Origin of the sequence: Brotonthovivens ammoniilytica (assembly GCF_025566885.1) — a bacterium.
GTDB lineage: Bacteria > Bacillota > Clostridia > Lachnospirales > Lachnospiraceae > Brotonthovivens > Brotonthovivens ammoniilytica.
In genome coordinates, this window is the sequence record NZ_JAOQJQ010000002.1 from 396,375 (window position 1) to 418,020 (window position 21,646).

The window sequence follows — 21,646 nt, forward strand, 5'->3', positions numbered from 1 at the left end:
ATCTTATGCGATAGGCGGATATTCAGGAACGTGCCGTCTCTTTTTCCTGCACTGTCTTTCGTGAGTGATCTCGTCCCAGGAATGTCTCCACATTTGTGCGGACAGTATTCAGTTCTTTTTCATAATCCCGGAGATTATGATAGGCTTCCTGCTGGCTGTTTTTCAAGGCGGCAAGCTTTTCCTTTTCTTCTTTCAGCAGCTTCATGGAGGGCAGCTTCCCGTCGCCGGATTGTGCTTTCAAGAATTTCCTTGCGGCTTCATACAGGGCAAGTTCCGCCTGGTGTTCCTGTCTGAACTTTTTCCTATTCCGACTGTTGACAAACTGTCGGTACACGGATTTATTCGCCAGGTATTGCCCAGTGTAGTGGATCTGCTCGTTGACCTGTTTCAGTTTCCCTTCCGTGGAGCGGAGAGATTTCCTCATATCGGCAGTCTGTTTTTTTGCTTCTTCAAAAGCTGTTTCCAGATCTTCTTCTGTGTCATACCCATGCTCCTGGATGTAGGCGACGGTCTTAGCCATCTGCTGTAAATTGGACAGTTTTACCCTCCGGGCGTAAGCGGCGTTTGCTTGCGCCTTGGCGCAGCTTTGTAGATCAACCACAAGCCGGAGATTGGATTTGATAAAAACAAAAGATGGCAGTTCGCCTGGTATAGTATTCTGGGAAATATCTGCAGACTGCTCCGGATCAGGCTGCTGGCTCTGCTCCTGTCTTGCGTTTTTCTCCCATCGAGACAGAAGATATTCTTTTTCATAATGCGTTCCTAGACTTCTTCCTGTCATGTATTTCCCACGATCCGGGTGAAGATAGCTGAACCGTCCACGGCTGACTTTAAAGGAAATACCGTATTTTTCTGCCAGAAATTTTTGAAAATCTTCCTGGGTGCGGGCAGAAGCGGCGGCTTCTTTAATGGCGTTCCGGAGAAAATCTTTCTGCGTCTCAAACTTTGTTTTCCGTGGCGTAACGCCGTCGGCAATCATCTTCCGGTTTAATTCATCCATCTTTTTCTGCCCTCTGCGCCGTGTATGGTATTCCCGGTCTGTGATTTTCTTTTCTGCCGGGGAGAGCAGGTCAACCTGGTGGAGTTGTTCCCGGCGGCACAGATCCATCACATCCTGTTTTAGATAAACGAGATAATCTTTCGTGAGATGGTGTTTATATCCGGCACGGGAATCGCATGACCGCTCCATGAAGTCCTGCCGCTCCACGTCATACTTCCGCAAGCTGTTGATCACGATATGCACATGGATGTTGCCGCTTTTATTGTTGCCGTCTGTGTGAGTGCAGACCAAAGCCTGATGGCCGGGGAAATTTTTCCGGGCATATTCCAGGCTGAGCTGCTGTGCCCGCTCTCCGGTCAGCCCGTTTTCTTCGGTATCCCTGGGGTCAAAACTTAAAATATAGTGGTGAGATTTAATTTCATCAAAGGTCTGGTTTTTACGGTACCGTGCATTTAATTCCTTACATTCCATATCAAAAGTAAAAGGATCACAGTTGATGCCGTCCAGGTAATATTCCTCACGGGGGATCAGCCTGCCGTTTTCATCCAGGATCGGCTTCATGGTATCTTCGTTATACTGGAACATGAGATAACGTTGGGCTTCCCCGTAATCAGAGTTTTTACTGGCGATGTGTTTCAGGATGGCCATGAGAGGCAGCTCCTTTCTGTCCGTCAGGGATTTCTTCAGAGAGGGAACGGAAATCTCCGGCCAGTCTCAAAACTTCATACTTCATTTCATAAATGTCCGCAATCCCCTGGCGGATTGCTTTTTGCATTTCCTGTGAGTGGATACCGCCGCTATTAAAGTGGCGGGCGATCTGGTTCAGATTACTCCCGATTTTTCCAAACTCTGCGATCAGTTTTTTCAGTTCCGGCAAATCTGCCACAATCTCATATTTGACTGCAACCTTTTTCCCGGTGACTTGTCTCCGGAGATATTCTGCCAGAGGGAGGTTGGCGGCCTTGGCGTGGGATAAGAGGCGAGTATATTCTGTGTCTGTGAAGCGGAGCATGACAGGGTGGGAGTGCCGGAGCGCTGTCTCTTTCTTTGGTCTTGCCATAAATTTTCTTTTTCCTTTCCCGTGGCTTATAAGCCACGCTGCGACTATTTTTATATAGGAGCCAAACCGCACATTGGGAAAATGTGCGCAAATCGAGGGCATGGGGAGCGAAATCCCCATCAAGTTTGCCGGGTAAGCAAAATCTGCAAAGCGGGTTTTGAGTTACGCAGGCGAAACTTGCCCTGGAAGAGTGGCTCCTACTATAAAGCCAAATCGGACGGAAAAGTGAGAATAATTTAAACTATTAAAAAACGGAAATTTTATGTAAAAATTTAGAAATAAAGCCGGGAGTGTTAAACAATCTCGGCTTTATTTCTAAATTTTTGAAACGTCGATATTCCAATGGGGATAATCCAAACTTTTTTTTAAACACAGCAGCAAATTTCCCTTGATTAGAGTAGCCGACCTGTTCGGATATTTCGGCAATCGGACGCTTTGTGTCCGAAAGAAGTCTTGCGGCTTCGTTCATACGGATTTCCCGCAGCCAAGTGGATATATTCTGTCCATATACGCCTCGAAAATAGTTTTTCAGGCTGGTTTCACTGACCGAAAAGCGTTCTGCAATCTGCCGTACAGGAATGTGCTGGCGAAGATCATCGGAAAGGATTTGCGCTGCCCTTTTTGCAATTTCAACCTGCGTTTCCGTGTAGAAGCCGCAGGTTTTCGGAGGCCGGATTTCCATGTTAAGAAGCCGGTGGAGAAGTTCAAGCGTATAGATTTGCAAATGGAAGATAGAGGGCCTTTCAGATAGCTGCCAGAGGTTTTGAAATATATTTTCCAGTTCGCTGTCCGCTTCGTTGATATATGTCTTATGATTGCCGCAATAACTTTCTTCCAAATCGGGGAGATCAAGCGAAAAAGATTTCAAAAGCTCACCACAGGACTGAAAAAGAAGTGACAGATCAAAGTATATTTTTATCCCCTGGTACTGCTTCGTAGGAAAGATATATTCTTTTTGTGCGGTCTGCTCACTGACACAAAAATCATTTTCCTTCAGGTAAATGTAGGAGCCGTCATCCAGGAGCAATTCACTTCTGCCCGAAACGCAATAGTTAATCAGCAAAGGCTTTAGATTTGAATTTTCATCCGACTCCGGCCATACGGGAGCATTTACAAAAATAAAAGCTAAGGTCATCCCCGGAAAGAGTGTGTGGAATGTCATGCGTCCCTTGCCATCTGCCCGATCCAAAAGTAATGTGCTGCTATTTGGACTGTTTTTCAAAGTCACACCAGAAACAGCATCGCTGTTTTCTAAAATGCTGTATATCATGTCACGCAACTGCTTCGCCCCTTTCATCACGCAAAATCGTTGATATTATTATACCTGCGAGAAAATTCCCGGTCAATGAATATTCTGGCAAAGCGAAAAAACTCCTTGCTATACGGGCCTAAAATACTGATATGTGCATAGAAGCATAATCGGATCTGTGCTACCATTAGATTTGGTTAGCAAGGTCTAACTGAGAAAGCAATCATGTTAGGAGGTTTCGCAATGAACAACAAATTGCAAGGAAAGGATCTCATCAACATCGGTATTTTCACGGCGATTTATTTTATCGTCATTTTCGCGGCGGCATCCATCGGTTTTATTCCGATTTTCATTCCGCTTATCAGCGTGATCGTGCCGCTTGTGGGCGGTATTCCGATGATGTTGTTCTTCTCCAAAATCAAGAAATTCGGTATGCTTACCATCTGCGGAGTGCTGCTCGGCATCATTATGCTGCTGACCGGCATGGGCTGGTGGTGCATCCCTACCGGGCTGATCTTCGGGCTGATTTCCGATTTTATGATGAAAGCCTGTGACTACAAGAACGCCAAGCGTGAAGTGCTGATCCACGGCGTTTTTTCCATGTGGGTCATCGGGGCGTTTATTCCCATCGTTGTGACGCGTGACGCTTACTACCAGAATCTGCTCCCTGGTTACGGCCAGGAATATGCCGACACGCTCATGGCTTATATGCCCGACTGGATTTTGCCGGTACTGCTTATTGCTGCTTTCGTCAGTGGTCTTGTCGGCGGCCTGATTGGACGAAAGATTTTCAAAAAGCACTTTGAGCGGGCGGGAATTGTGTAATGAGCCGCGAACTTCTTGCAAGTCAAAAAAACAATCGCGGAATTTTATTAGACCCTCGGACAAAACTGGCGGTGCTGATTACCATAGCTGTCTTTATTTTGGGCGGTTCGTATGAAGGTATCATGCAGTATTACATCATCGTGTTGGCGGCGATCCCGCTGTTACTTTTGTCAGCGGCCAGAAAATGGAAAGGTGCTGTTCTCTATATCCTGATTTTCGGGGGAAGTCTGTGCTTGGAAATATTCGGCTTGTCCCGACTGACCGGCGTAGCAAACTACATTGCAGTAGCCATCGTTGGTATTCTGCTGCGGTTCACCCCCAGCGTGGTCATGGGATATTTTGTGGTAACGACAACTACGGTCAGTGAATTTGTTGCGGCGATGGAACGGCTCCACCTGCCGCAGCAGATCACCATTCCCATGTCTGTGATGTTTCGCTTCTTTCCTACGGTTGCGGAAGAATGGAGCGCCATTGGGGACGCCATGCGGATGCGTGGCGTCCGCTTTGGTGGGGGAAAAGCCAGTGCGATTTTAGAATATCGGATTGTTCCTATGATGATCTGCTCCGTCAAAATCGGAGAGGAACTGTCCCAGGCAGCCCTTACGCGGGGATTGGGTGGCCCGGTAAAGCGGACGAATATCTGCAAGCTGGGCTTTCATGTGCAGGATGTTATTTTTCTGCTGATCTGTCTGGGAGCATTTGCAGCGCAAATCTATGTGCTTGCCGCAAGGGGGTGAAGGAAGTGATTGAATGTAGGGATGTGTCCTTTTCCTATCCGGCCAGCGCCCTTCCTGACAGCGAGAGTCAAACCGGGGGCGCTTTGAAACACATTTCCTGCACCATTGAGGACGGTTCTTTTGTCCTGCTCTGTGGGACTTCCGGCTGCGGGAAAACGACCATGACCCGGTTGTTTAACGGCCTGATCCCCCATTACCATGAAGGGACTTATACCGGCTCCGTCTATCTGGATGGAAAGGATACCCGTGACCTGTCACTGTTTGATATTTCTCTGAAAGTCGGCTCTGTATTTCAAAATCCGCGTTCTCAATTTTTCAATGTGGATACGACCAGCGAACTGGCTTTCGGTCCGGAAAACCACGGGATGCCGGAAGATGTTGTGCGTGATCGTGTAAAGCGTGTAGCTGCACAGCTAAAGTTGGAGCCGTTGCTTGATCGGAGTATTTTTTCTTTGTCCGGCGGTGAAAAGCAAAAAATCGCTTGCGGATCGGCAGCGGCTACCTCCCCGGATGTTTATGTGCTGGATGAACCATCATCCAACCTTGACGCATACGCTATCGCTGATTTCCGGCAGCTTCTCTTTACTTTGAAATCGCAGGGAAAGACCATCATCATCTCTGAACACCGGCTGTATTATCTGTCCGGCCTCTTTGACCGTGTTCTGTACCTGAAGGACGGAGAAATCGAAGGTGATTATACAGCAGAGGAATTTTGCGGCCTGTCAGCAAAACAGCGCGATGATATGGGATTGCGCCCTCTTGACCTTACGGGGCTTTCAGAGATTGAAGGCCCGCTGCAGAGAATGAACGAGGCGGTTTGGACGATAAAGAATGTATCCTTCGCCTATAAGCATGAGCCGGAAACCTTGCATATAACGGAAACCTCTTTCCCATCCGGCAGCGCCACGGCCATCATCGGACATAATGGTGCGGGAAAATCCACCTTTGCCCGGTGCCTCTGCGGGTTGGAAAAGCACTTCAAGGGAACGGTGCAGGATCAAAGCAAGAACTATTCCAGAAAAGAACGATTGAAACTCTGCTATATGGTCATGCAGGATGTAAACCACCAGCTCTTTACCGAAAGTGTTCTGGATGAAATTCTGCTCAGTATGAGAACCGAGGATAAACAGAAGGCAAGAGAAATCTTGCAGGAGATGGACTTGCTTTCCTTTGAGGACTGCCACCCGATGGGGCTGTCCGGCGGCCAAAAGCAGCGTGTGGCGGTTGCCTCTGCGATTGCTTCGGGGCGGCCTCTGATTTTATTTGATGAACCGACCAGCGGCCTTGACCTGTTTCACATGAGGCAGGTCGCTAATGTTGTCAATCAGGTGGCAAATGCCGGAAGAACCGCGCTTGTGGTAACGCATGACCCGGAATTTATTCTACGCTGTTGCAATTATGTCCTTCGCTTAGAAAATGGGCAAATTCAGGAAAGTTATTCCATAGAGAACAGCGATGGCCGAAACCGGCTGCTCAAGTTTTTCCTGCAGGATATGGGAACAGGGTAACGAATAGGTTTAACCTTGCTTTAAATGTATGGAACGGCGGTATTCCAATGGTGTTTGCCCATATTGCTTTTTGAATACAGCAGCAAACTTACTTTGGTTCATATAGCCTACCTGTTCTGCTACTTCAGATACAGACAATTTGGTTGAAGCAAATAATTCAGCAGCTTTTTTTAGCCGGATTTCACGCAGATATACAGAAATGTTTTGGCCATAAACACCGCGAAAATAATTTTTCAGACTGGTTTCACTGACACAAAAGCGGGCGGCCAATTCCCATGCTGGATGGTGCTGGCGCAGGTCGGAAGTAATAATTTTTTCCACCTGCTTCGCAATATCTACCTGTGTTTCTGTAAAAAATGTACATGCCTGTGAAGGAGGAAGGTGATCAAGATTTTGTAAATATGAAAACAGCGCCAGAGAATAGATCTTCATCTGGGTAACAGCAACAGAGTCTGGTAAATCAAAAAGCTCCCAAAGTTTTTTTAAAATAGTTTCTGCTTCTGCAGGGGCTGGGGATATGTAGGTGCTTTCTTCCGGACAGTAATGTTTTGTAATCTGATGAAAGTCAATGCCAAATTCTCGCATCAGCCATGTGTTTTCATTTGCAATCGTTGTAAGATCAATAAAAAATTCCAGCCCTTCATAAATGTGCCTGGGATACTGATATTGATTCTGAGCAAAATGTTCCGTGAAAGACAGGTCATTGTCTTTAAGATAAACATAGTTTCCGTTATTAAGGACAATTTCACAGCGTCCTGTAACACAATAATTGAATAAAAGAGGCCCTGTTGCATTGGAGCCATTTTCATGGAAATCCGGTGCGGGCCATATGGGAGAATTAACAAAAATATATGCCAGGTTAAAGCCCGGAAAAAGAGAGTAGAAAGTCATGGATCCTTTTCCGGATGCGCTTTTGAAAAGAAGTTCTGTACTGGTTTTACTGCTTTTTATTGATATACCGGGGATTTCAATACACTTTTTTAGAATATCATCAATTTTCATATAGAACTCCGTTAGTATGAATGAGAATCGGTTATCAAAGGCTACCTTTATATTATAGTCAGGCTGGATGATCCGGTCAACGGGAAAACTCGTTGCTGTTTGGAGCCAAAAAACTGATAGGTTGTAGAGAAACGTAAGAACATCTGATATTCTGTTCTGTGTTAGTATTATCTAACCAGTAAATGAGTGGAGGTATTCGTTATGAGTAACAAGTTACAAGCAAAGGACCTGATTAACCTGGGGCTGTTCACCGTTCTCTACTTTGTGATTGGCTGCTGTGTCGCCATTCCTATTGGGTTTGTGCCTATCTTTTTGCCAATCCTCGGTGCCTTGTGGTCTTTGATTACAGGTATCCCCTTCATGCTGTTTCTGACAAGAGTAAAGAAATTCGGCATGGTTACGATTATGGGGATTTTAAGCGGTTTGCTGATGGGCTTGACCGGCATGGGCTTCTGGGGTGTACCAATGGGTCTGATTTTTGGCCTGCTGGGAGATTTAATTTTGAAATCCGGAGGTTATAAAAGTGCTAAAAAGAGCCTGATTAGCTATGCTGTATTCAGTCTTTGGATGGTCGGTACATACATTCCCATGTATTTCATGGTAGAGGATTCCTGGGCCAGTTTTGCGGCCAGCTTCGGTGAGGAATATGCTGACCAGGTGATGGCTGTCATGCCCATGTGGAGCATTGTTCTGGTGATTGCCGGGATTTTTGTTTTTGCGATTTTGGGCGGCCTGTTAGGTAAGGCACTTCTGAAAAAGCATTTTGCCAAAGCGGGAATTGTGTAATGAGCGGAGTAGCATTCTCGGAAACAACTGAAAAAAGAAAAGGAATACTGCTTGATCCCCGTACAAAACTCCTCCTGTTGTTGATGATTACAACGTTGATGTTCAGTACCAGTAATGAGGGGATTATGAATATCGTCAAGCCCTGTTTAAGCCTTGTCCCCTTTGTGCTGATTTTATCAGAACATCGCTTCAAAACAGCCGGAAAATATTTACTGCTCTATGTAGCCTGCTTTGCATTGGAGCGGATTGCCCTTGTGTATTTAAGCGGCTTACTTTCCTTCATTGTGCTGGCGGTTACATCCATTATGACACGTTTCGCACCGGGCATCATGACCGGTGCATGGCTGATCTCATCAACTTCCGTCAGTGAGTTTATCGGCGCAATGGAGCGTATGCACATCACAGAAAAAATTGTCATCCCCATGTCTGTGATTTTTCGTTTTTTCCCAACAATCAGCGAAGAATATCAGGCAATCCGGGATGCCATGAAAATGCGGGGTATCCGCTTGGGTGGGAGAAATCTTTTGCTGATGGTGGAATACAGGCTGGTTCCTTTGATGGTATCCGTTGTAAAGATTGGTGACGAACTATCTGCTGCTGCGTTGACACGGGGGTTGGGCGCCCCTGTTAGACGCACAAATGTATGCCAAATCGGTTTTCATTTTCAAGATGTAATTGCCGCCCTATTCTGTATCCTCTGCTTTATTGTATTTCTGCTTCAGAAGCAACTTGTCTTTTGAAAGGGGGTGAGCCTGTGATACAGATTGACCATGTGACCTTCTCGTATGGGGAAGAAAGCGAGAGTGCCGGTGGTGTTCAGGATATAAACCTGAACATAGAGGATGGACAATTTATTGTACTTTGCGGCGAAAGCGGCTGTGGAAAAACGACAATTACCCGCCTGATTAATGGATTGATCCCTCACTACTATGAGGGCAAAATGAATGGGAATGTTTGGGTGAATGGGGCAAAGGTTTCGGAGCAGCCCCTTTATGATACTGCAAAAACAGTTGGCAGCGTATTTCAAAATCCACGCTCTCAATTTTTTAATGTAGACACGACCAGTGAAATTACATTCGGATGTGAAAATCTCGGCCAGCCAGAGCGAAGTATTCGAGAACGATTAGAAAAAACCGTCCGGGATTTTCATTTGGAGAAACTGATGGGGCGCAATATTTTTCACCTATCCGGGGGAGAAAAACAGAAAATCGCCTGTGCCGGGGTGTCGATTATGGAACCTGATGTACTTGTTATGGACGAACCATCGTCTAACCTCGATGCTTCTTCTATTCTCGATTTGAGAGCCATACTTGCATTTTGGAAGGCGCAGGGAAAAACAATTATCGTGTCAGAACATCGGCTTTACTACCTGCGAGGCCTTGCGGATCATTTTATTTATATTACTGCCGGACAAGTGGAAAGGGATTACTCTGCGGCAGAGTTTGAGCAACTTACAGAGCAGCAAAGAGCCGATATGGGCCTTCGCACTTATATTCTTGAAGATTTGCTGCCGCCCGGAAGATCACCGCAAAGCGGAGAACAAATGGAGCTTCGCAATTTCTGTTTTGCCTATAAAAACGAACCGGAGACACTTCACATTCATGAAAGCAAAATTCCGGCGAACCGTATTGTAGGGATTATTGGAAATAATGGAGCTGGAAAATCGACTTTCTCCCGGTGCTTTTGCGGTTTGGAAAAGCGGTGCGGCGAAGTTATATGGAATGGAAAAGCCTACCGTCCCAAAGACAGGTTGAATACCTGCTATATGGTAATGCAGGAAGTCAATCATCAGCTTTTTACGGAAACAGTGTTAGATGAGGTTTTAATCAGCATGGAGGACGAAAGCGAGGAGCAGGCAGAAAGAATCCTTGCCGAGTTAGATTTGACAGATGTGGGAGACAGACACCCCATGTCCCTATCCGGCGGCCAGAAACAGCGGGTAGCGATTGCTTCGGCAATCGCTTCTAAACGCTCTATCTTATTTTTTGATGAACCGACCAGCGGCCTTGATTATAAGCACATGAAAGAGGTTGCAAATGTCCTGCGGCAAGTCAGGGACACGGGTATTACCGTGTATGTCATTACTCATGACCTTGAGTTGATATTAGACTGTTGTACGGATATTGTTCATTTTGAAGATGGTTCTATCATCGACCAATTTCCAATGGATGCGGATGGACTTGAAAAAATTAGAAACTTTTTTCTAAGGGGGTATTTGTAAAGTGAAAGAAGAAAAGAAAGAGTCACCCATAGGCGTCTTATGGGGATGGGGCAAACCCTATCACGGGAAATTCATCGGTAGCATTATCCTTGCGGTATTAGGCGTGGCCTGCCAGATGGTGCCTTATTTCTGTGTGGCACATATTGTTACGCTGATGTTGTCCGGGGATCAGAATTTTTCGCACTATACAGCAGCTTGTGTTATTGCACTTTGCGGTTATTTGGGAAAAGTCATATTCTCAAATCTTTCCACAACAATTTCTCACACGGCGACCTATTACACGCTGTGCGATCTGCGGGAGAATATCACCGCAAAGCTGGCCTGCGTCCCGATGGGGACGATTTTAGATACTCCGTCCGGCCAGTATAAAACAACGATTGTTGACCGGGTGGAAGGTATGGAGCCAACCTTCGCGCACCTAATCCCGGAAATGACCGCAAATGTGCTGGTGCCGCTTGTGATCGCTGTGTACCTGTTCCTTTTGGACTGGCGCATGGCGCTTCTGTCCCTTGTTACGCTGGTGGTGGGCCTTGCTGTTATGTCTGCCGGTATGAAGAATTATCCCGTCAAATGGGAGGGTGCTGTCAAGGCAGGCAAGCAGATGGCAAACGCCATTGTAGAGTACATCGGCGGGATTGAGGTGGTAAAGGCGTTCAGCCAGTCCGCCGGTTCCTACAAAAAATATTCTGACGCAGTGAATTATAACGCCAACTACTATGTGGACTGGATGCGGGAAAACCAGAAAACCATGAGTGCCTACAACGCCATCCTGCCCTCGGTGCTGATTTGCGTGCTGCCCTGCGGTTTTGCGTTCTGGCTCTCCGGCAGTCTGGAGCTTTCCACCTTCCTGTCCATTGTGATTTTTTCGCTGGGGCTGATTGGGCCGATTATTGCGGCCTTTACCTTTACGGACGATCTGGCTGTACTGGGGACAAATGTGGAAGAAATCAGCCAGCTTTTGAACGCCGAAGAACTGAACCATAAGGACGCGCCGGTTAAGCTGGAAGATACCGGCATTTCTCTTAGGTCTGTGTCTTTTTCCTATGACGGGACAACAGAGGTTTTGCATGATGTGAGCCTTGCCATCCGCCCCGGAACCATGACCGCCCTTGTGGGACCGTCCGGCTCCGGTAAATCCACGGTGGCAAAACTGATTGCCGGGTATTGGGATGTTACATCCGGCAGCATTACCCTCGGGGGTTATGAACTGAAAGATATTCCGCTGTCCGAAATTTCAGACCAGATTTCCTATGTGTCCCAGGACAACTATCTGTTTAACCGCAGTATTAGAGAAAATATCCGTATGGGAAGGCCCGGCGCCACAGATGCAGAGGTGGAACAGGCCGCCAAACAAAGTGGCTGCGACGCTTTTATCCGCAGGCTGGACAATGGCTACGATACGATTGTCGGCAGCGCCGGTTCCCACCTTTCCGGCGGGGAGCGCCAGCGTATTGCCATCGCCCGCGCCATGCTGAAAAATGCGCCGGTTGTCATTTTAGACGAGGCAACAGCCTACATTGACCCCGAAAATGAGGCGCTGGTACAGAAAGCCATTTCCGCTTTAACTGTCGGCAAAACCCTGATTGTGATCGCACACCGGCTGTCTACCATTGTTGGTGCGGACAACATCGTTGTTGTGAAGGATGGAACCGTCCACGCACAGGGTACGCATGAGAAACTGTTGGAAACCTGCCCCCTCTACCGGGATATGTGGCAGGCGCATATCGGCGCGAAAGACCAGATGTAAGGGGGTGTTGTCAGATGTATGGAACATTGAAAAAAATCTTTGCTTTTGCAGGCAGCAAAAAGGGGCTTTTGAAAAAATCCCTGTTGTTTGCGTTCCTGTCCGGGCTGTTTTCAGCCATGCAGTTTGCCGCCCTCTTTGTAGTGATCGGTGCGCTGGTATCTGACAACCGGGACGGAAAGTTTATCTGGATCTCGTTGGGAATTATGGCGGTATCCCTCATCGGGCGTATCATCACGACCTACTTTTCCACGATGGAGCAAACGGAAACCGGCTATTGCATGGTAGCGGAAAAGCGTATCCACATTGGAGATCGGCTGCGCTATATCCCGATGGGCTACTTCAACAAGAATAGTATCGGGAACATTACCGCCATTGTTACAACGACTTTGGGCGATGTAGAGAACTCGGCGGCTCGTGTCCTAGTGTCTGTACTGGGTGGATTTTTCAACTCAGTGGCGCTTGTCATTGTCCTGCTGATATTCGACTGGCGGATCGGGCTTGTGGCTGCTGTCGGTGTCCTTCTTTATCTTGCAGCGGCGGAACTGGCCCTCCGCAAGTCTGCGGCTCTAAGCTCGGTACGCCAGCACACGCAGGAGTCTCTTGTGGAGTCCGTGTTGGAGTACATTCAGGGCATGGGGATTGTCAAAGCATTTGGCCTTGAACGGGACAGCACACAATCCATTGGAAACGCTATTCAGGCAAGCTGCCGGGATAACCTGAAACTGACAAAAGCCAGCGTTCCCTATGACGCTATCAAGCAAGTGGTTGTCCGGGTGTTCAGCGTCCTGCTGTTGCTGGCCTCAGTCTGGTTCTGGCTGGATGGCTCTTTGCCGCTGGCCTACGGCCTGATTTTGGTAATCGCTTCTTTTATGGTGTTCAACGATTTGGAGAACGCCGGGAATATGGCCTCTCTGCTGCAAATGCTAGCGGCCTCGATGGATACGGCAAACTCCATTGATGACACGCCGGTGATGGACGAGAAAGGCGCTGACATTACGCCGAAGTCCAGCGAAATCGTGTTTGACAAGGTGGATTTTTCCTACGCAGACCGCAAGATATTGGATCAGGTCAGCTTTACCATTCCCGAAAAAACGACTACGGCCATTGTAGGCCCTTCCGGGGCAGGTAAGACAACGATGTGCAACCTGATTGCCCGCTTTTGGGATGTGAACGCCGGGAAGATTACCATAGGCGGTACGGATGTACGGGATTTCAAACTGGACAGCCTGATGAAGAATATCTCGATGGTGTTTCAGAGCGTGTACCTCTTTGCAGATACGATTGAGAACAATATCAAGTTTGGCTGCCCGGACGCTACCCATGAGCAGGTGGTTGAGGCGGCGAAAAAGGCTTGCTGCCATGACTTTATTTCTGCCCTGCCGGATGGTTATGATACTGTGATTGGCGAGGGCGGCGGCACTCTGTCAGGCGGCGAGAAACAGCGGATTTCCATCGCACGTGCCATGCTGAAAAATGCGCCCATCATCATTTTGGATGAGGCGACAAGCAGCGTTGACCCGGAAAATGAGGATGAATTGCAGCGGGCTATCGAGGCGCTGACCCATGATAAGACTATCATCATGATTGCCCACCGGCTGAAAACCGTTCGCAACGCCGACCAGATCCTTGTGCTGGACAACGCTCATATCGTTCAGCGCGGCACTCATGCGGAGTTGATCCGGCAAAAGGGCCTGTATGCCGACTTTGTATCGGCCAGACAGGAGGCTATCGGCTGGAAGTTGGCTCAGTAAAGGAGGTTCAGATGAAACTTCATGCGTCCGGGGAGGACTATTTGGAAACTATCCTTGTTCTCCAAAAGAAACTCGGTATGGTGCGTTCTGTAGATGTTGCCCGCTATATGGGAGTGTCAAAGCCAAGTGTATGTGTGGCGGTCAACACTCTGAAAGACGGTGGATTTCTCACAATGGATGAGGATCACTTTCTCCATTTGACCAATGAGGGCCGAGCAACTGCAGAAAAAATCTACGAGCGACACTGTTTCTTCACCGAGCAGCTTATTGCCGCAGGCGTTGATCCTAAGACTGCGGAGAATGATGCCTGCCGGATGGAGCATGTGATAAGTACAGAAAGTTTTGAAAAGATAAAGGCGGCAGCCAAGCCCGATACGAAAATAGAAAAATAAACTGATTTTTTAGGCGGCCCTGGAGATTTTCTGGAGCCGTCTGTTTTACGTTAAGAGGAGATTCTTAGTGAAGAAAATAGAAATTGTTGCAAGGATTTTTTGCGATGGAGTGAATACAGGAGAAAAAACTTTACTGGAATGGACGGATGAGGAAGAAAAAGCAGACAGCAAACTGGTCTGTTCCATTTTATATTATCCAGGTCTGGAAATTCGTCTAAGCCAACGTAGGGTATTGAAGGATGGAAAAGAGATTCATCTATCAAGATATGAATATGGGGTCTTAAGTTTTATGGCGCAGCATCCAGGCACTTTATTCACCAAAGAAGAAATTTTTGAGAACGTTTGGGCGGAAGATAGTGAAAGCTGTTTATCAGCGGTGACAAATACAATAAACCGCATCCGGCAAAAAGTGGAAGATCATAAAGAAACCCCAGTTTATATTCAAACGGTATCCAATTTAGGATATGTTTTTGCAATGGATAAAGATTTTAGGCGCAAAATTGCGAAGTAAACAAAGCATCGATTTAAAAATAGCAGAGGTTGTTGTATGATAATAGCCAGGAGGTGCTAGGATGGATGCTCAAAAATTTGGCACTTTTATCGCACAGTGCCGCAAAGAAAAGGGTATGACACAATCAGAACTGGCAGCAAAAATAATGGTAACAGATAAAGCGGTAAGCCGTTGGGAACGGGGAAAAGGCTTCCCGGATATCAATTTGCTTCTGCCCTTAGCAGAGGCTCTTGAAGTATCAGTTTTGGAATTAATGCACTCGGAGAGACAAAAAGAAAAAGCCCAACTTTTTCAGGACGATACGGCTATTGTTCATTTGATGGAAAATGCTGTTGAAATGAATAAGCGAAATAAACATCAGGATAGGCTTATTACATGTATTGCGTGTATCACAATGCTGTTTGTTACATTTTTTATAAAATTTTATGGCTATGGAAGTATAGGCGGAGGAATTGTTGCAGGCGCTTTTATTGCATTTATTCCCATAGGGCTTTATCTTCTTATCAGCAACAGGAAAGACATTACAGGCAGAAAAATCTACGCCATATTTACGGTGTTGGGGATCTGCCTGACTTTAGCTTTATTAACTTTTTTGCATGTAAATCTACAGATCCTGATATGGGGAACTTTCTTTTTGCTTTTCCTTATTATAATTGTGCTGATAGCATAATGCATTTTCATGCAGATACCAGCATTCTGAAAATATAGAGTATTTGGAAAATTGAAATTCAGATTTGCTTTCTTTAGAGCTAAGCGCCAGGGGAATTTTCGGCGCTTAGTTTTTTTCATCATATCAGTACTTTTGCAGGACTATTTTCAGGGAAGGAATATTGTAATCAGGAATTGCAATTTGACAAAGATAAAGTTATAATAGGATCATCTAAAGTTAGAAATGACTAACCATAAAATGCAGGAGGTGGGTTTATTATGTTTATAATCCGGCCATATAGAGAACAGGATGCAGTTGGCTGCGGCCAATGTTTTTATGAAGGTTTTTTTACTTGCCCTATCAATGCCAATGACCGGATCTTTCTGCGGGATTATGCCCAGGTTCTCATAGAAAAGTGCAGTTTTACTTATGTGGCGGAATCGCCGGATCATCAGATCGTAGGGTTTATTTCCGGAAATTATGATAAAAAAATCCGCCTGCGGAAAACAAATTCTGACCACTGTAAAAGACATTATGGGGCATGGTGCCGGATGTTTTTTAAGTTTTATTTGAAACAATATCATTTGTCTAAAGCTTTCCAGAAGCAGTTTGACGCTTTCTTTTTGCAGCTGCGTGAGCGGGATGAGAAATTTTTTACCGGCTGTGACCTGGAGTTGGTGGCGCTGTCATCCAGAAAAGCTTACCGTAAAGGGCTGGGGACAGCGCTTATGGAAAAGTTTATGGACAGAGCCAAAGCAGATGGAGCAGATACCGTAAAACTGATGACGAATACACTGGCTTCCTGGGAGTTTTATGAAAAACGTGGTTTTACAAAAGCGGCAGAAAAATTATTCCCGGATGGTTCCGGTCATAAAACTATCATTTATGAATATCATGTGAACCGCTAAAAGATTTAAGGAGGCGTGTGAATTCATGGTTGTATTGATAGAAAGTGTGGTAGGGATCTTTCTTTTTACGATTATAATTGTGCTGGTCACACTGAAGGATCCTATAGCGTCTGTCGGAGATTATCCCCCGGCAATCCGGAAAAAATGCATGGAATTGGGGCTTGTGGAAGAACGGAAGAAGCGTTTCACCAAAGGGGATATTGTGCGGAAGACCGCAGCGATGTTGGTGTTTATCGCAGCGCTTTCATGGACTTTGAAGTGTTTTAACGGTGCGCAGACATTCTGGCAGGGCTTCAGGGATTCTTATCTGATCTGGCTGATCATCGATTGGTATGATGGGCTGATCCTGGACTGTGTCTGGTTCTGCCATTCCCGGCGGGTACGGATTCCGGGGACGGAGGATATGGAAGAATATAAAGATTACCGTTTCCACATCCGCCAGTCCGGTATCGGAATGCTCCTGGGTCTTCCTGCCTGTATAGCCGTTGGCCTTTTTACAGCGCTGTTGTGACGGAATCATGAAGAAAGGAGACAATGATATGGTGGAAAAGAGGATCAAACAGGAAAATATTCACCTTGGAAGGCATGGGGAGGATTACGGGAATTGGATGTCTAACCCGGTATTTTATATGGCAGGAGGCCTTCTCGCCATAACGGCGGTATTGTCGGTATTGTCCTTTACGGTGTTTCACATTACTGTGTTGGGCGTGATTTTTACAGGTGCTGTAGTTGTACTGCTGGCATTGCTCATATGGATCACATGGATACGGCGGCAGTACGCTTTCGATGGGGGCGGCATGATGGAAAAAGTCCATCAGGTTCTTCTGTTTCATCTTGATTATGATGGAAAAGGAAACTTGCTGGAGGTGGGCTGTGGTTCCGGGGCGCTATCCATCCGGGCGGCTCTCACATGGCAGGAATCCGTAGTCACCGGCATCGATTATTGGGGCGCTGTTTATCATTACAGCCAATCCCTCTGCGAAAAGAACGCAGCCAGCGAAGGGGTGGGATTTCGATGCATGTTCCGGCGGGGCGATGCCTGCAAATTAGATTTTCCCGATGGGAGTTTTGACGCCGTAGTGAGCAACTATGTCTACCATAATATCACCGGAACGGATAAGCAGGGGCTTCTTCTGGAAACCCTGCGGGTACTGAAAAAAGGCGGTGTGTTTGCCATTAATGATGAGATGAAACCCCGGATGTACGGGGATATGGAAGTTTTTGCGCAGCGGCTTCGGGACATGGGTTACCAGGAAGTCCGCCTGATCGACACGGCAGAGGAAGCCTTCGGATCCCACCGCCGGGCGGCGATGATGATGCTGGGAGAGTCCCGGATGTTGGTGGGGCGGAAATAACTTTCTCGGTTTATGGCATGAGAAAATTGGAAACCATATGGAGCATTTTCAACCTATCCAGAGTGGCACAGCCTATTTGGTTTTAGTAAAATATAATTATGCGAAATCCTGTTTCGCTATTTTTAATCACAATAGGTTAGAGAAATCTAACTGCGCTGGAGGTATGTAGAAAATGGAAACAAGAAGCAACAAACTACAAGCCAAAGATCTGATTAATGTAGGCATTTTCACCGCCATTTATTTTGTCATTTTCTTTGCAGGCATGATGCTGGGGTATATCCCTATCTTTATCCCACTGCTTGGACTGGTGTGCCCCATCCTGTGCGGTATTCCCTTTATGCTGTACTTAACAAAGGTCAAGAAGTTTGGCATGGTATCACTGACCGGCATTATCCTTGGCTTACTGAATTTAATCATGGGTAGCGGAATTTTGGTGCTGGTTGCTGGGATTATTTTTGGCATTGCAAGCGATTTGATTTTAAGAGCCGGAAAATATCAAAGTTGGAAATGCACATTCCTTGCCAATGGTGTGTTTTCCCTTTGGATCATGGGTTATGTGAGCCGGATGTTCCTCACCCGCACAGAGTTCTTTGCTTCGCTTGTAAGTAGTTATGGACAGGAATATGTAGATACGCTTATGTCCTACACCCCAAATTGGATGTTCCCTGTTTTATTCGTTGTAACCTTTATCGGTGGCATTTTTGGGGCACTTCTTGGCAAGGCCGTGTTGAAAAAGCATTTTGAAAAGGCGGGGATTGCCTGATGGATGCGGCGGTTACAACGCTAAAATTTGAAAACAAATCTGTTATTCCCACCGATCCGAGGACAAAACTGTTTTTGACTGTAACTGTCAGCACTATTATGATTACCGGCGGCACGGGCGGATTTATGAACCTGGTTCGCCCGTGCCTCATGGCGTGCCCGATTGTATTCCTGCTCCTTTCAAGGAAATGGGTGGACGCAGCTAGATTTGCTGTTACATACGCTATTCTGTTTGCTTTGGAATTAACGGTATTACCGCTGCTCACTGGCACATGGAATTTTATCCTGGGAGCAGCAGTCGGAATCTATACACACATGCTCCCCGGATTTATCATGGGATATTATCTGGTGAGTACGACAACAGTCAGTGAATTTGTTGCTGCGATGGAGAAGATGCACATTCCACAAAAAATCGTGATCCCTATGTCGGTGGTATTCCGATTTTTTCCCACAGTCAAAGAGGAATATGCGGCTATACGGGATGCCATGAAGATGCGCGGCATCACTACTCTCCGCAGTCCCATGAAGATGCTGGAATACAGGGTGGTCCCTCTGATGATGTCGGTTGCCAAAATCGGAGAAGAACTGTCTGCGGCGGCTCTCACACGAGGGCTTGGGGCGCCGCAGAAACGGACAAATATTTGTAAAATTGGGTTTGGACCTTTGGATGTTTTTTTCTTCCTGCTGGCGATACCCTGTTGGGTCGGTTTCTTTATCTGTTAGGAGGAAGGAGTCTATGATTGAACTTCGCAATATCAATTTTCGCTATGCCGGGGGAACGGATGCCGGTGGGCTTGTAAACATTGACTTAATCATCCCGGACGGGCAAGTTATCCTTTTGTGTGGGCAATCCGGCTGCGGAAAAACAACCCTGACCCGCCTGGTGAATGGGCTGATCCCGAATTATTACGAGGGCGAGTTAAGCGGCGAAGTCCTGCTGGATGAAAAAAACATCAGTTCCCTTCCGCTCTATGAAACAGCAAAATATGTGGGGAGCGTTTTTCAAAATCCCCGTACACAGTTTTTTACGGTGGACTCTACCAGCGAACTGGCCTTTGGGTGTGAAAATCAGGGCTTGCCTGAAGAAAAAATCATTCAGCGGGTGACATCGACTGCGGAGCAGTTTGGGATGGAGAACCTGCTGGGGAAAAATATCTTTTCTCTTTCCGGCGGAGAAAAGCAGAAAATCGCCTGCGCTTCTGTATCGGTCAGTGATCCGCCCATCATTGTCCTGGATGAACCATCTTCTAATCTGGATATGTCAGCCACAAAAGATCTGCGCTGGATGATCCAGATTTGGAAACAGCAAGGGAAAACCATTATTATTGCGGAACATCGGCTCTATTATCTGAAAGAGCTGATAGACCGTGTTATCTATTTGAAAAACGGAAAAATTGAAAAAGATTATCTGGCTTCGGACGTATTGAAACTGTCCGCAATGCAACAGGCAGAAATGGGATTGCGGCCTTTTGACTTGGGGGCGTTCCCGGTAGTAGCACATCCTACTGTAAGCTACGGTACTATCGAATGTGAGAACTTTCATTTTGCTTATACAAAGCAAAGGGATGCGCTGGATATTGATAGACTTTCGTTGCCGCAGGCGGGTATTATCGCAGTGATCGGCCATAACGGTGCCGGAAAATCCACCTTGGCCCGGTGTCTCTGCGGATTGGAGAAACACTGTAAGGGCATTGTGAAAGCGGATGGGAAAACGTATAATAGAAAACAGAGGCTGTCCCTGTGTTATATGGTCATGCAGGATGTCAACCATCAGTTGTTTACAGAAAGCACAGAGGAAGAAATGCTCATCAGCATGGCGGAGCCAGCTTCGGATAAGGCAGATGCAATTCTTGACCGATTGGATTTGTTGCAGTTTAGGGAGCGGCATCCGATGGCGCTCTCCGGTGGTCAGAAGCAGAGGGTGGCGATTGCCACCGCTCTTGTTTCCGAGCGTAAGATTTTAGTGCTGGATGAACCTACCAGCGGTCTGGATTTACAGCACATGAAAGAAGTGGCTGATGAACTCGTTACGATACAGGAAATGGGAAAGACCTCTCTTGTCATTACCCATGATTATGAGTTAATCGTCAGTTGCTGTACTCATATTCTGCATCTGGAGCATGGTGTGGTACAGGAACAATATGCTTTGGATGCCGCAGGGTTCCAGCGCCTTCAAAATTTTTTTATAGAATCGAGGTGATCCCAGTTTGAATAAAAGCGACCTGTTTTTCTCGCAGCAAAATATGAATTTGCTCTGCCGGGATGAATCCTGCTCAGTCTACCAAATGAAAAATGAAACAGGAGACGGAACTGCAACCTATTATGAAGTATATCCCGGAATAGGTGTCATGTATAATGATTTTCACATGGAGCACTGCCCGTCAAGGAAGTTTGAACAAAATACGCACACTTTTGCAATTCACCATTGCAGAGAAGGCCGCGTCGAGTGGGAAGTCAGCAATGGCGCTTATCTTTATCTTGCGTCCGGCGATATTATGTTGGACAGTTCTGCCACGGAAAACAACCATTGCAGCTTTCCTGTAAGCCATTACCACGGGATTACAGTTACGATTTCTGTCCCCGAAGCGGTAGAGGGTTTGGGTGATCTTCTGTCCCTGTTTTCCATTGACCTGGAGCAGATTGAACAGCAATTTGCCTTGAAAACACGCCCTTTCATCATGCATGGAAACTCTGTCCCCGACCATGTAATCTCAGAACTGTACCAAGTGCCTGATAATATCCGTCTGGAATATCTCAGGGTAAAGATCCTGGAATTGTTGGTCACGCTCAGGACGGTAGACCCTACAGTCTTAGGTGTGGAGCGTCCCTACTTTTATAAGACTCAGGTGGAGAAGGTCAAGGCTATCATGTCGTTTATGACAAATGAGCCGGAGCGCCATTTCACGATGGAGGAACTTTCTGAAAAGTTTGATATTTCTACTTCTGCCCTAAAGCAGTGCTTTAAGGGCGTGTATGGCACCGCCATTTATACCTATATGCGGAATTATCGTATGGACCTGGCAGCTTCTCTTTTGACACAGACGGATGAACCGATTACGGTGATTGCCGGAAAAGTTGGTTATACGAACACCAGCAAGTTTTCTGAGGCGTTCAAGAAGGTAAAGGGAAAAACGCCGCTGGAATATCGAAAAATAAAAATCTAAACGGAGTAAAATCCGGCTG

Annotated in this window: 22 protein-coding genes; 18 read left to right on the plus strand and 4 right to left on the minus strand. The window is 46.6% G+C overall.

Annotated features, from left to right (window positions below; all coding sequences use genetic code 11):
• Positions 1-22: 22 nt before the first annotated feature.
• From OCV88_RS06325 to OCV88_RS06335, 3 genes are all read right to left on the minus strand, one after another.
• Positions 23-1,648, minus strand: coding sequence for a relaxase/mobilization nuclease domain-containing protein (locus OCV88_RS06325; protein WP_158424726.1), 1,626 nt, complete (start codon positions 1,646-1,648; stop codon positions 23-25).
• Entirely contained in the window at positions 1,620-2,060 is a 441-nt protein-coding gene (locus tag OCV88_RS06330; protein ID WP_158424727.1) for a plasmid mobilization protein, read from the minus strand. Before OCV88_RS06330 ends, OCV88_RS06325 begins: the two co-directional genes overlap by 29 nt.
• A 244-nt stretch (positions 2,061-2,304) precedes the next feature.
• Positions 2,305-3,357 (minus strand): helix-turn-helix domain-containing protein, encoded by a 1,053-nt coding sequence (locus OCV88_RS06335; RefSeq protein ID WP_262590844.1) that lies wholly within the window; start codon positions 3,355-3,357, stop codon positions 2,305-2,307.
• A gap of 195 nt (positions 3,358-3,552) precedes the next feature.
• Between OCV88_RS06335 and OCV88_RS06340 the strand changes: the two genes are divergently transcribed.
• From OCV88_RS06340 to OCV88_RS06350, 3 genes are read left to right on the plus strand one after another with little or no spacing between them, the layout of a single operon-like run.
• Positions 3,553-4,134 carry an MptD family putative ECF transporter S component gene (locus OCV88_RS06340; protein ID WP_044930260.1) on the plus strand — a complete coding sequence of 194 codons (582 nt, stop codon included), beginning with the start codon at positions 3,553-3,555 and terminating at the stop codon, positions 4,132-4,134.
• The gene (locus tag OCV88_RS06345; RefSeq protein WP_158424728.1) at positions 4,134-4,871 is read left to right on the plus strand and encodes an energy-coupling factor transporter transmembrane component T; all 738 of its coding nucleotides are present in this window, start codon (positions 4,134-4,136) and stop codon (positions 4,869-4,871) included. Before OCV88_RS06340 ends, OCV88_RS06345 begins: the two co-directional genes overlap by 1 nt.
• Positions 4,872-4,876: 5 nt before the next feature.
• On the plus strand, positions 4,877-6,379 hold the full coding sequence (locus OCV88_RS06350) for an ABC transporter ATP-binding protein (protein WP_158424729.1): 1,503 nt from the start codon (positions 4,877-4,879) through the stop codon (positions 6,377-6,379).
• Positions 6,380-6,388: 9 nt separating this feature from the next.
• On the opposite strand, the gene OCV88_RS06355 is transcribed toward OCV88_RS06350, so the two are convergent.
• Positions 6,389-7,381 carry a helix-turn-helix domain-containing protein gene (locus OCV88_RS06355; protein WP_158424730.1) on the minus strand — a complete coding sequence of 331 codons (993 nt, stop codon included), beginning with the start codon at positions 7,379-7,381 and terminating at the stop codon, positions 6,389-6,391.
• Between the two features lie 201 nt (positions 7,382-7,582).
• On the opposite strand from OCV88_RS06355, the gene OCV88_RS06360 reads away from it, so the two are divergent.
• From OCV88_RS06360 to OCV88_RS06430, 15 genes are all read left to right on the plus strand, one after another.
• On the plus strand, positions 7,583-8,167 hold the full coding sequence (locus tag OCV88_RS06360) for an MptD family putative ECF transporter S component (RefSeq protein WP_158424731.1): 585 nt from the start codon (positions 7,583-7,585) through the stop codon (positions 8,165-8,167).
• On the plus strand, positions 8,167-8,907 hold the full coding sequence (locus OCV88_RS06365; protein ID WP_158424732.1) for an energy-coupling factor transporter transmembrane component T: 741 nt from the start codon (positions 8,167-8,169) through the stop codon (positions 8,905-8,907). The genes OCV88_RS06360 and OCV88_RS06365 overlap by 1 nt, the downstream gene beginning before the upstream one ends.
• 14 nt (positions 8,908-8,921) lie before the next feature.
• Positions 8,922-10,388, plus strand: coding sequence for an ABC transporter ATP-binding protein (locus OCV88_RS06370; RefSeq protein ID WP_158424733.1), 1,467 nt, complete (start codon positions 8,922-8,924; stop codon positions 10,386-10,388).
• A gap of 1 nt (position 10,389) precedes the next feature.
• The gene (locus OCV88_RS06375; RefSeq protein WP_158424734.1) at positions 10,390-12,135 is read left to right on the plus strand and encodes an ABC transporter ATP-binding protein; all 1,746 of its coding nucleotides are present in this window, start codon (positions 10,390-10,392) and stop codon (positions 12,133-12,135) included.
• 14 nt (positions 12,136-12,149) lie between these two features.
• Positions 12,150-13,886: an ABC transporter ATP-binding protein gene (locus OCV88_RS06380; RefSeq protein WP_158424735.1), complete on the plus strand. Its 1,737-nt coding sequence runs from the start codon at positions 12,150-12,152 to the stop codon at positions 13,884-13,886.
• An 11-nt stretch (positions 13,887-13,897) separates the two neighbouring features.
• Positions 13,898-14,278: a metal-dependent transcriptional regulator gene (locus tag OCV88_RS06385; RefSeq protein ID WP_158424736.1), complete on the plus strand. Its 381-nt coding sequence runs from the start codon at positions 13,898-13,900 to the stop codon at positions 14,276-14,278.
• Positions 14,279-14,345: 67 nt separating this feature from the next.
• Positions 14,346-14,789, plus strand: a complete 444-nt coding sequence (locus OCV88_RS06390; protein ID WP_330671928.1) for a winged helix-turn-helix domain-containing protein — start codon at positions 14,346-14,348, stop codon at positions 14,787-14,789.
• Positions 14,790-14,850: 61 nt separating this feature from the next.
• Entirely contained in the window at positions 14,851-15,459 is a 609-nt protein-coding gene (locus OCV88_RS06395) for a helix-turn-helix domain-containing protein (protein WP_158424737.1), read from the plus strand.
• Between the two features lie 257 nt (positions 15,460-15,716).
• Positions 15,717-16,346, plus strand: a complete 630-nt coding sequence (locus OCV88_RS06400) for a GNAT family N-acetyltransferase (RefSeq protein WP_158424738.1) — start codon at positions 15,717-15,719, stop codon at positions 16,344-16,346.
• 25 nt (positions 16,347-16,371) lie between these two features.
• Positions 16,372-16,857, plus strand: a complete 486-nt coding sequence (locus OCV88_RS06405; RefSeq protein ID WP_158424739.1) for a hypothetical protein — start codon at positions 16,372-16,374, stop codon at positions 16,855-16,857.
• Between the two features lie 28 nt (positions 16,858-16,885).
• A complete protein-coding gene (locus OCV88_RS06410) occupies positions 16,886-17,701 on the plus strand; it encodes a class I SAM-dependent methyltransferase (protein ID WP_158424740.1) in 816 nt (271 codons plus the stop codon).
• Positions 17,702-17,873: 172 nt separating this feature from the next.
• A complete protein-coding gene (locus OCV88_RS06415; RefSeq protein ID WP_158424741.1) occupies positions 17,874-18,464 on the plus strand; it encodes an MptD family putative ECF transporter S component in 591 nt (196 codons plus the stop codon).
• On the plus strand, positions 18,464-19,186 hold the full coding sequence (locus tag OCV88_RS06420; RefSeq protein WP_158424742.1) for an energy-coupling factor transporter transmembrane component T: 723 nt from the start codon (positions 18,464-18,466) through the stop codon (positions 19,184-19,186). Before OCV88_RS06415 ends, OCV88_RS06420 begins: the two co-directional genes overlap by 1 nt.
• Before the next feature lie 13 nt (positions 19,187-19,199).
• Entirely contained in the window at positions 19,200-20,663 is a 1,464-nt protein-coding gene (locus OCV88_RS06425) for an ABC transporter ATP-binding protein (RefSeq protein WP_158424743.1), read from the plus strand.
• A 7-nt stretch (positions 20,664-20,670) separates the two neighbouring features.
• A complete protein-coding gene (locus OCV88_RS06430) occupies positions 20,671-21,627 on the plus strand; it encodes an AraC family transcriptional regulator (RefSeq protein ID WP_262590851.1) in 957 nt (318 codons plus the stop codon).
• Positions 21,628-21,646 lie beyond the last annotated feature (19 nt).

What these genes read in the sequence shown, in the direction of transcription:
- OCV88_RS06325 (WP_158424726.1), bottom strand. Translation starts at nt 1,648, where the DNA reads ATGGCCATCCTGAAACACATCGCCAGTAAAAACTCTGATTACGGGGAA.
- OCV88_RS06330 (WP_158424727.1), bottom strand. Translation starts at nt 2,060, where the DNA reads ATGGCAAGACCAAAGAAAGAGACAGCGCTCCGGCACTCCCACCCTGTC.
- OCV88_RS06335 (WP_262590844.1), bottom strand. Translation starts at nt 3,357, where the DNA reads ATGAAAGGGGCGAAGCAGTTGCGTGACATGATATACAGCATTTTAGAA.
- OCV88_RS06340 (WP_044930260.1), top strand. Translation starts at nt 3,553, where the DNA reads ATGAACAACAAATTGCAAGGAAAGGATCTCATCAACATCGGTATTTTC.
- OCV88_RS06345 (WP_158424728.1), top strand. Translation starts at nt 4,134, where the DNA reads ATGAGCCGCGAACTTCTTGCAAGTCAAAAAAACAATCGCGGAATTTTA.
- OCV88_RS06355 (WP_158424730.1), bottom strand. Translation starts at nt 7,381, where the DNA reads ATGAAAATTGATGATATTCTAAAAAAGTGTATTGAAATCCCCGGTATA.
- OCV88_RS06360 (WP_158424731.1), top strand. Translation starts at nt 7,583, where the DNA reads ATGAGTAACAAGTTACAAGCAAAGGACCTGATTAACCTGGGGCTGTTC.
- OCV88_RS06365 (WP_158424732.1), top strand. Translation starts at nt 8,167, where the DNA reads ATGAGCGGAGTAGCATTCTCGGAAACAACTGAAAAAAGAAAAGGAATA.
- OCV88_RS06380 (WP_158424735.1), top strand. Translation starts at nt 12,150, where the DNA reads ATGTATGGAACATTGAAAAAAATCTTTGCTTTTGCAGGCAGCAAAAAG.
- OCV88_RS06385 (WP_158424736.1), top strand. Translation starts at nt 13,898, where the DNA reads ATGAAACTTCATGCGTCCGGGGAGGACTATTTGGAAACTATCCTTGTT.
- OCV88_RS06395 (WP_158424737.1), top strand. Translation starts at nt 14,851, where the DNA reads ATGGATGCTCAAAAATTTGGCACTTTTATCGCACAGTGCCGCAAAGAA.
- OCV88_RS06400 (WP_158424738.1), top strand. Translation starts at nt 15,717, where the DNA reads ATGTTTATAATCCGGCCATATAGAGAACAGGATGCAGTTGGCTGCGGC.
- OCV88_RS06405 (WP_158424739.1), top strand. Translation starts at nt 16,372, where the DNA reads ATGGTTGTATTGATAGAAAGTGTGGTAGGGATCTTTCTTTTTACGATT.
- OCV88_RS06410 (WP_158424740.1), top strand. Translation starts at nt 16,886, where the DNA reads ATGGTGGAAAAGAGGATCAAACAGGAAAATATTCACCTTGGAAGGCAT.
- OCV88_RS06415 (WP_158424741.1), top strand. Translation starts at nt 17,874, where the DNA reads ATGGAAACAAGAAGCAACAAACTACAAGCCAAAGATCTGATTAATGTA.
- OCV88_RS06420 (WP_158424742.1), top strand. Translation starts at nt 18,464, where the DNA reads ATGGATGCGGCGGTTACAACGCTAAAATTTGAAAACAAATCTGTTATT.
- OCV88_RS06425 (WP_158424743.1), top strand. Translation starts at nt 19,200, where the DNA reads ATGATTGAACTTCGCAATATCAATTTTCGCTATGCCGGGGGAACGGAT.